This window comes from Thalassoglobus neptunius (assembly GCF_007859735.1).
GTDB classification, from domain to species: Bacteria; Planctomycetota; Planctomycetia; order Planctomycetales; family Planctomycetaceae; genus Thalassoglobus; species Thalassoglobus neptunius.
Genome location: NZ_SIHI01000083.1, coordinates 1 through 8,335 on the forward strand (window position 1 = coordinate 1; position 8,335 = coordinate 8,335).

Here is an 8,335-nt window from a genome sequence, read left to right on the forward strand (position 1 = left end):
CAAATCGAGCGAAGCCATGATCTATGTGGCTTCCATTGGTCGCATGCTCCGCCGCTTAGCTCCTTCACCCAACCAAGCTCCGTTCAAATACCGACTTACAGCATGAAGAGGATTCCGGATAGGCTCTAAGTTCTCTCTGCTATCGCCATCGACTTTCTATAATTGCCAGCACTTATCTGTCTTGCTGAATGACGCGTTTGCTCTCGCGAATCACGACACACCATTGATCGAGATGATCGGATGTGTGTGATTGGGCATTTCGAAACAGGGATCCGATGAACCAGAACATGACTCATGAGCACGAGTCGAACGTGCGACTCAGTGACTTCATGAATTTCGATGGCAGTGGTTGCCATTGATTCAGGGATGCGTCCGATGCTTCAGTCGTGAATTCAACGACGTGCATCACGACGGGCGGAATCTGCTCTATGAGTGTTAAGATTTGATGAGCAACCGACTGCGAAACTGAAAGTTCTCACGTTTCTGTGAAGATTTCCCGTTTCGCTGATCTGGAATCAGAACAGCTTGATCGGTTGTTCGCAAAATTCGTGAGTTGGGCTTTGAATCAACGGCGAAGTGATGGCGGCGGATCGAAGGGGAGTGATGAATTGCAGTGGTGTATCGACTGCCGAACGACCCGGAGGATCGGAAATGTTGGATCGGTGATTTTCTGAGAGAGTGCAGGGGAGTGCAAAGAGACAGGAACGGAAGACGTGAGCTGTCGCGAAATTGTTTGCAAGAGATCGCGGAATTCGACAAGATTGGCCCGGGAAATGAAAAACGCGGCGGACCCATTTCGGGCACGCCGCGCTGAAGTTCTTAGCTCAAAAGAAGCTGGTTTGAAGTTTAGGGCTTCGTGAAGGTGAGCTTTGTCGAGTCGTCAACGGAGCTGAATTGCATCGTCTTGGGTGAAGTTAAGTCGATTGTGCAAATCATCGTGCCTCCGGAGTTCGGCTGCATCACGAGGTTCTTGCCCCGCACAATGAAGGCCCCTTTGACTGATTGCGGTTTCGCGTCCCGGGTGAACGTCCAGGTGAACGAATCTTTAGGATCGAGGATCAGTACGTACGTTCCTTTGTCATCTTGAGCTGTCCAGGTCCCGACGAGTTGTGCGATCGGGTAGGCCGGCTTTTGAAGATCGGGAGCGGGAGTCTGATCGGATGAAGAGTTGTCGGACTTCGGCGGATCGTACATTTTCACAAGGTCCGTCGTCAGCGTGTCGTCCGGTTTGATCTGAATGACTTTCTTCCACTGATTGACGGCTGCATCTTTGTGACCAGCTGTGAGGTAGTGATACCCCAGCAAGAACATCGCCCCTGCATCGTCTGGATGAGTTCGAACGTATTCTTCGAGCTTTCGAAGCTGCTTCGTGTAGACATCCGCGTCGTCGTACAAGCTGATCATCGTCGTCCAGTCCCACCCGGGGCCAGCTGCCAGCACTGCGTGAATTGTCGCAGCTGCATCCTGGTACTTCCCGATTGCGAAGAGGCAGAGGCTGCGAAATTCGTTCATTGCAGCATCTTCAGGAGCGTAAGCCAACGACTCGTTCGTGAGTTTTAACGCCTGATCGAACTGTTCATCGTAGAATGCTTGCTGTGCTTTCTTGAACGTCTCGGTCAGAGGATCGGATGAGGAGCTGTCACTTGAATCACTCTGGCTGGATTCCTCGGACTCGTACGATGGATTCCCGACAACTGGCTGTGAGTAATTCACGACAGTATCGTCGTTCACGTAAACTGGTCCGGTGTAATACGGGTTGTAATAGTCTCCGACACCAAACATGTAGTCGACACAGTTGAGTCCCCACATTGTCACACCGAATGCTGCTGCGACGGGATATTCGTCCCAGATGTAGTTCCAACTTCCGTGACCCCAAACGGGACAATAACCGTTGTACCATCCCCAGTTGCGAGACCAGTGTCCGGCCGGTCCGAAGTAGCCAGTGTGTCCCCAGGCTCCATTTGGTCCGACGTGTCCGGTGTGTCCCCAGTGACCTCCGTTAGGCCCCCAGACGCCGGTGTGTCCCCAGTAACCGTTTGGTCCCCAGAATCCAAAGTGATTGACATCTCCGCCGTGTGGACCGACCCATTGCTGATGAGCCCAGGAACTGTCTCCCCAGTGGTTTTGAAGCTGATCGAAACGTGTGGAAAGGTCTTGATGACGTTCTGGAATGGTCCCGCGATCGCTGGGATTCCATCGCGTTCCAGCTCCACCCTCTCCTGGACGCATTCCCGGATTGCGTGTGCCAGCTCCACCTTCGCCCGGTCGATTCCCCGGCAATCTCGTTCCGGCTCCACCTTCTCCTGGTCGAGTTCCAGGAAGTCGTTCTCCTGCTCCGCCTTCTCCGGGGCGATTTCCTGGCAAGCGAGTACCAGCTCCGCCTGCACCCGGTCGCATGCCTGGGAGTCGATCGCCGGCGCCTCCTTCTCCGGGGTGGATGCTCGGAAGACGATTGCTCGCTCCTCCGTGAGAAGGTCCAAATCCGGGAAGTGAGGCAGTGCCTGATCCCGGGCCAAAGCCGTTTGAAGGATGTAATCCATTCGGGTGTGTTCCGCCGCCGGAAGGCAAACCGGGACGCCCGTTGCCTCCGAAGATGTTTGAGCGGTTCCCGGGATTGAGATCAGGCCGAGTGATTCCTCCTCCGGGCTGCAATGGGTTGCGATCTCCAACTCCCAGCCCGAGTCCGCCAGTTTCAGGTCGGTGGACCAGATTCGAATTGTTCAGGCCGCCGCCTCCACCGAGATTCAAATTGGGGCCTTTGCCTGAGAGAGGTGAATGCGATGGAAGGTTCGGACGGAATCCGCCACCGGAAAGTCCGCCTCCCGAGAAGCCACTGCCGCCGTGAAAGTTGCCCCCGCCTCCGAAACTTCCGCCGTGAAATCCTCCCCCTCCGCCAAAGTTGGCACCGTGAACTCCGCCACCTCCGCCGAGTCCTCCAGCATGGAATCCACCCCCGCCGAGACTGCCTCCGTGGAAGCCTCCTCCACCAATTCCTCCGCCGTGAAATCCGCCGCCGCCAAGGCCCCCACCATGGAATCCTCCCAGTCCACCTCCGCCGAAGCCGCGTGCGAAAGTTGTATTGGTCGACAAGGGGAAACTCAGGGCTGCGATTGCGCAGACCCAGAAGTATCGTCGAATCATTTTTGTTCTCCCAAACGTGTCGAGCACGTTGTTATGAATTTTGTATCGCGATTGACGTCGTCAATCCGGACCGTGTGATTTCCGTTGTCGCACTCGCTTGAATTAGTTTCATTCGATGTACGACGAGAAGTGCGTTTGCTCATGTGATGCGTCGTTCGCCCGAGACGAAATTGCTTTAGTTCAGATTCTTCGGGGCTTCGACGGCCGGTGGCTTTCGCACGACACGGTGAACTGTTGGAGGAAGGCTCGTGCCGTTGACGAGGCGTTGAGTCTCCGACACGACGATGGCGTCATCTCCGTCAGCCAGGTAGGTCAGTCGGGCTGATCGACGAACTCCGCTGGCATCGATTCCACTCATGTTGACGGACCAGCTTCCGTCGGGATTCGGTTCCCACCAGCCTTCGGTTGTTCCACCGTGAGACTCGAAAACCCAGGAGTGGAATTGATTCCGTTCCGCGTCCCAGGCGATGCGGTGAGTTCCGGTCCAACTGACGGCGTCGGATTGTTCAACAGTGAATGTTCCGACGAGAAAATTTTCATCTTCTGACCAGTCCCAGGTCGATTGCGTAATGACACCGCGAACGTCTTCGTGCCAGTCACCCAGCAGCCATGTGAGTGCTTTGAGTTGTTCGTGCGAACTCATCGTTCCGGAACTCAACTCACGGACGCTTGCCATCAACCAGGACCCGTCGTTCTGTTTGACGTGAGTGGTTGTGTAGAGCGTGCGGATTGTTGCTTCGTCTCCTTCGGGGTTGAAGGAGGCGACACCGTCTTCGACCATGACTCCATGGGCAATCTGGCGGATCGAGGCCATTTCGATGGCGAGTGTTCCCGGAGGAGAAACCGCGAAATTGGCTGCGAACTCAGCTTCGATGACGGGACGTCCGTGAAAGATTGTTCCCGACACGTCCACGTATTCGGCTTCATCAGTGAATAGTTTTGAGAGCGCGGTTGCGTCGCGATTGTTAAACGCTTCGATGTAATGATTCGCTGTCTGCTCCGCGATAACCTGTATGGCAGGCTTCGTGTTCGTCTGTGCTGAGGCGTTGGTGCTCCAGAACAGCATTGATGCTGCAAGAAACGCAATGAGTCGCTGCATATGTTTACTCCTGATGTGGCCTGAATTGAGAAGAATTGACTGTGCGTCGCGTCTGCGGTTGTCATTTCCGAAGAGGCGCCGAGAAGCGTGAAAGCGATGGTTTTTCGAGATCTGTCTGGATCGTACGGGAGCAGGCATGGGATCGCTCACTCCGCTGAACAGGGAGAGGGCGATCCGTTTCGATCCGGTATTTGAATGTGTGTCTTGCACTGTTCGAACAGTCAGCACGGGGACGACTTTATCGGGAACGGGAAATCTGGAGAGGGGGCAGTTCTCCAATTGTCCTGAGCCCAAACATACAACGATCTACGGCACAACATGATTCTCTCTGTCATTCTTTCATGAACTCATGAGAACAGTGTGAAGTTGTGGCGGTCCATCTGATGAAGAAAGAGCAGGGACCCTACCGAGAGATTACAACTTCTGATGCGGAACGACTACGTTCAGGCTTGAAATCGGCAATGGTGTGAGCATCGCCAATGGTGTCGACGATGCCAAAATGAATGGCAAGCCCCCGGATTTGCAGCCGTGCATTCTGAGAATCGTTGCTCAAGCTTTGTCGAGTGAAGAAGTTGGGGCTTTAGTCGGGAGGGGAGTGGCGCAACTCATTGATTGTTGCGTGGCGATGTCCATCCACAACTTGTGTCAAAAATGAAACGATCCCGCCGTTCCGAAGAGTGGCGAGATCGTCCATTTGTTTTTCGAGTTCCGCTCGGTGGTTTTATTTCACCGATGAAATGACTGTTCCGGTGGCCATGTCATGGACCATTTCGCCAGCGTGATAGCTTGATCGAACGAATGGACCGCATGCGACCATCGAGAATCCCAGTCGGTGACACTGCTTCGCGATTTCTTCGAATTCTTCCGGCGGAACAAATCGTTCGACAGGAAGCTGTCCCGGTCCCGGTTGCAGATATTGACCGATGGTGATCATGTCGACGCCGACCGCTCGCAAGTCAGCACATGTTTCGACGACTTCTTCCATCGTTTCTCCGAGACCGAGCATGAGACCGCTCTTTGTGGCCATCGAAGGATCTTCTTCTTTGACTTGTGCCAGGAGATCGAGTGTTCGCTGATAAACGGCGTTTCGACGGACGCGATCGTAGAGCCGGGGAACCGTTTCTGTGTTGTGATTGAAGACATCGGGTTTCGCCTCGATGACGCGGCTGATGGCTCGGCGATTTCCCATGAAGTCGGAAGTCAAAACTTCGACAGCCGCTCCGGTACGTTCCCGGACTTTCAGAACGCATTGATAGAAATGCTCGGCGCCTCCGTCGGGAAGATCGTCACGTGTCACGCAGGTGATGACGACATGTTTCAGTCCGAGTCGGTGGGCCGCTTCGGCGACGCGATCGGGTTCGTCCTGCTCAACAGTTTCTGTTTTTCCCTTGGGGACCGAACAGAAGCCACAGGGACGAGTGCACACATTCCCGAGAATCATGAACGTCGCAGTTTGCTGAGCCCAGCATTCGCTTCGATTCGGACACTTGGCACTTTCGCAAACGGTTTCGAGGCCCAGGTCTTCGATGATTCCCCCGGTGAAGGCCATCTCGGCACTTGGCATGGGACGCTTGAGCCACTTGGGAAGGCGGCGACGTGGTGTGCTTTTGCCAGCGCCTGATTCGGTCAGACTCGGGTCGGGTGAAGATCCACAACATCCGCCAGATGTCGCAGCGGAATCAACGATCGGAAGTTCATGCATGAGTCAAAATTCTTTGAGTCGTACGTTTGAGAAGTGGATGTCCGGTCGAGACATCTGATGTTTCAAATCCAAATTGTTCGGAGACTTTCCGAATGACAGTTTCGCGCAGAGTCGGCATCGGGACCGGTTGGAGACGATGGGCCTGAATCGAAGTCGCGGAAACTCCGACACTGTTGGGAGTTGTCAGACTCATCATCTCAGGTGGTGTCGTCACGTTCAAGAAAACACCATGGTTCGAGACCCAGGATCGAACACTACTGCCGAAGTATCCAAGCTGTCCGCCGCGTCCCCACAGCCCGCTGGCTTCGTGATTTCGTTTCGCCGGGACTTTCAATTCTCGACATGTGAGGCAAATTGCCTGCTCCAGGCTGCTGCGAAATTCCGAAAGTCCGACTCCAATTCGATCCAGTGGAAGAATTGGATAAACCGCAAGCTGGCCCGGAGCATGAGCGAATGCTCCGCCGCTTCTGGCAACCCACATCACATCAACATCGGGTGATGCGGTGTTTCTCTTTTCGAGGTGGATATGCGAACGAGATCCCTGACGTCCGACGGTGATCAGTGGAGGATGTTCACACAAAAGCAGGATTCCGTCAGGTGATCGGCGTCCACTGATCTCATAAGTGAGATACTCTTGCAGCCCAAGAAATGCGGAATAGTCAACAGTTCCCAGTAGATAGACCTCAAGCGACCCCGCATGACGCGGAAGTTGATTTTCGCTCGAGTGGTAACTGGACATTTCCTGGCTCGTTAATCATAGAACTCCTCTGCCGGCATTTCGGCAGTGTTGGAGTAGTGAGATCATCTTCGCAAATCCTAACATTGTCGAATGTGACCGGTCCAGAGTAGGTCGCGACCTTCAGAGATGACAAGCAAGAGGCGGTTGATTGAATGACAAAATCGCAACATCCGGCATTGCTCTCGTTAGTTCGCGAGTTTTTCTGCTCCCGTCAAATCCATGAGACGACTGTCATTGTAGCTGTTTCCGGAGGTGCGGACAGTCTTTGCCTGCTTTCATTGCTTCATCAGCTCTCCGCTGAGCTTGCACTCGATCTCCATGTCGGGCACTTCAATCATCAACTTCGACCGAGCGCTGCCGACGACGCTGAATTCGTTCGCTCTTTTTGCTCCCAGAATTCGATTCCTTGCCGCATCGGGAATCCTCCATCGGATGTGTCGCTTTCAGGGAGCGAGAACGAGTCACGCAACCTGCGATACGAATGGTTACAGAACCTCGCCGCCGACCTCTCCGCTCCTTGGATCGCAGTCGCGCACACTCAAGACGATCAAGTGGAAACGATTCTGCATCATATTGTACGTGGAACCGGACTTCGCGGTTTGAGAGGAATTCCGTCGAGTCGCAAACTGAATTCCCGGACGACACTGATCCGTCCGTTGCTCGAATGCACACGGGCAGAGATTGAGGCTCTATTGAAAGAATTGGGGCTTGAATATCGAACAGACGAATCGAATCGGGACCGCGATTTTACACGCAATCGAATCCGACACGAACTGTTGCCGCTTCTCAAGGAGTCGTTCAATCCTCAAGTTTCTGACGCGCTCCTGAAGCTGGGAAAACAGGCTGACCGTGCGCAACAGACATTCGATCAGCTTGTAACTCCGCTCATCGAACAGGCAGTGACGATTGAGTCAGCCGACCGAATCGTGATCGATTCCGTTCAATTGGCGGGGCAACCGATGGGGCTGATGACCGAAGTTTTGGTCTCTGTCTGGAGACAAGCAAATTGGCCTCGTCGGGGACTCACCTTCGAACATTGGTCGCAACTCACAGAGATGATCAAGCATGGGGCACCCAGAAGCATTTCGCTTCCCGGTCCGGTGCAGGCAACGCGACGGAAGAAGAAGATCGAACTTCTCTTTGATCGAACGTCCGGGGAATCGGCTTCGAAGTGAAGCCAACTCCCCGATACGTAATTCGCTGCAAGACCTATGCTGGATCGACGCTTGATGAACGTCGCAATTAGTCCTCAGGCTTGAGGAAATCGAACATCTTGTTCGGTTTGAATTCCTTCGAGACATCTCCCATCAAGCTGTAGTTTTCGTGGATTGTCAGTTTCTGGACGGGCTGATTGGAATCGAAATTGAGTTCGTCAAGTTTGATCCAGAAAATCTGTGGGCTCATGACGGAATCAAAATACAACACACGGTTCGACAAGTCTGTGACCGTTCGCCAAATTGTCGTTGAGACGTCGTGGCGTGCTCCCCATTTTCTGATCCAGATGTTATGAGAGTCAACCGACCGATTTTGGTTCGAGGAGACTTTGATGACGAAGCGACGACGACGTAAGCCTGAGCAGATTGTGAAGCTGTTGCAGGAGGGGCAAGCGATGTTGGCGGCAGGAAAGTCGCTGGCTGAGGTGTTGCAGAAGCTG

Annotated in this window: 6 protein-coding genes; 1 reads left to right on the plus strand and 5 read right to left on the minus strand. The window is 53.9% G+C overall.

The window, feature by feature from the left end; translation table 11 throughout:
* Positions 1-846: 846 nt before the first annotated feature.
* The 4 genes from KOR42_RS25130 to KOR42_RS25145 all read right to left on the minus strand — a co-directional run bounded on the left by KOR42_RS25130 (position 847) and on the right by KOR42_RS25145 (position 6,681).
* The gene (locus tag KOR42_RS25130; protein WP_146512559.1) at positions 847-3,141 is read right to left on the minus strand and encodes a tetratricopeptide repeat protein; all 2,295 of its coding nucleotides are present in this window, start codon (positions 3,139-3,141) and stop codon (positions 847-849) included.
* A gap of 175 nt (positions 3,142-3,316) precedes the next feature.
* Entirely contained in the window at positions 3,317-4,240 is a 924-nt protein-coding gene (locus KOR42_RS25135; protein WP_197441575.1) for a YybH family protein, read from the minus strand.
* A 721-nt stretch (positions 4,241-4,961) separates the two neighbouring features.
* Positions 4,962-5,942 (minus strand): lipoyl synthase, encoded by a 981-nt coding sequence (lipA, locus tag KOR42_RS25140; protein WP_146512561.1) that lies wholly within the window; start codon positions 5,940-5,942, stop codon positions 4,962-4,964.
* A complete protein-coding gene (locus KOR42_RS25145) occupies positions 5,935-6,681 on the minus strand; it encodes a lipoyl(octanoyl) transferase LipB (RefSeq protein WP_146512562.1) in 747 nt (248 codons plus the stop codon). The genes lipA and KOR42_RS25145 overlap by 8 nt, the downstream gene beginning before the upstream one ends.
* Before the next feature lie 152 nt (positions 6,682-6,833).
* On the opposite strand from KOR42_RS25145, the gene tilS reads away from it, so the two are divergent.
* Positions 6,834-7,856 carry a tRNA lysidine(34) synthetase TilS gene (gene tilS, locus KOR42_RS25150; RefSeq protein WP_146512563.1) on the plus strand — a complete coding sequence of 341 codons (1,023 nt, stop codon included), beginning with the start codon at positions 6,834-6,836 and terminating at the stop codon, positions 7,854-7,856.
* Positions 7,857-7,923: 67 nt separating this feature from the next.
* Here tilS and KOR42_RS27160 read toward each other — a convergent pair whose 3' ends face one another.
* Positions 7,924-8,085, minus strand: coding sequence for a hypothetical protein (locus KOR42_RS27160; protein WP_197441576.1), 162 nt, complete (start codon positions 8,083-8,085; stop codon positions 7,924-7,926).
* Between the last annotated feature and the right edge of the window lie 250 nt (positions 8,086-8,335).

Bases quoted from the DNA above. Each gene is read 5' to 3' on its own strand.
- KOR42_RS25130 (WP_146512559.1), bottom strand. From the start codon at position 3,141: ATGATTCGACGATACTTCTGGGTCTGCGCAATCGCAGCCCTGAGTTTC.
- lipA (WP_146512561.1), bottom strand. From the start codon at position 5,942: ATGCATGAACTTCCGATCGTTGATTCCGCTGCGACATCTGGCGGATGT.
- KOR42_RS25135 (WP_197441575.1), bottom strand. From the start codon at position 4,240: ATGCAGCGACTCATTGCGTTTCTTGCAGCATCAATGCTGTTCTGGAGC.
- KOR42_RS27160 (WP_197441576.1), bottom strand. From the start codon at position 8,085: ATGAGCCCACAGATTTTCTGGATCAAACTTGACGAACTCAATTTCGAT.
- tilS (WP_146512563.1), top strand. From the start codon at position 6,834: ATGACAAAATCGCAACATCCGGCATTGCTCTCGTTAGTTCGCGAGTTT.
- KOR42_RS25145 (WP_146512562.1), bottom strand. From the start codon at position 6,681: ATGTCCAGTTACCACTCGAGCGAAAATCAACTTCCGCGTCATGCGGGG.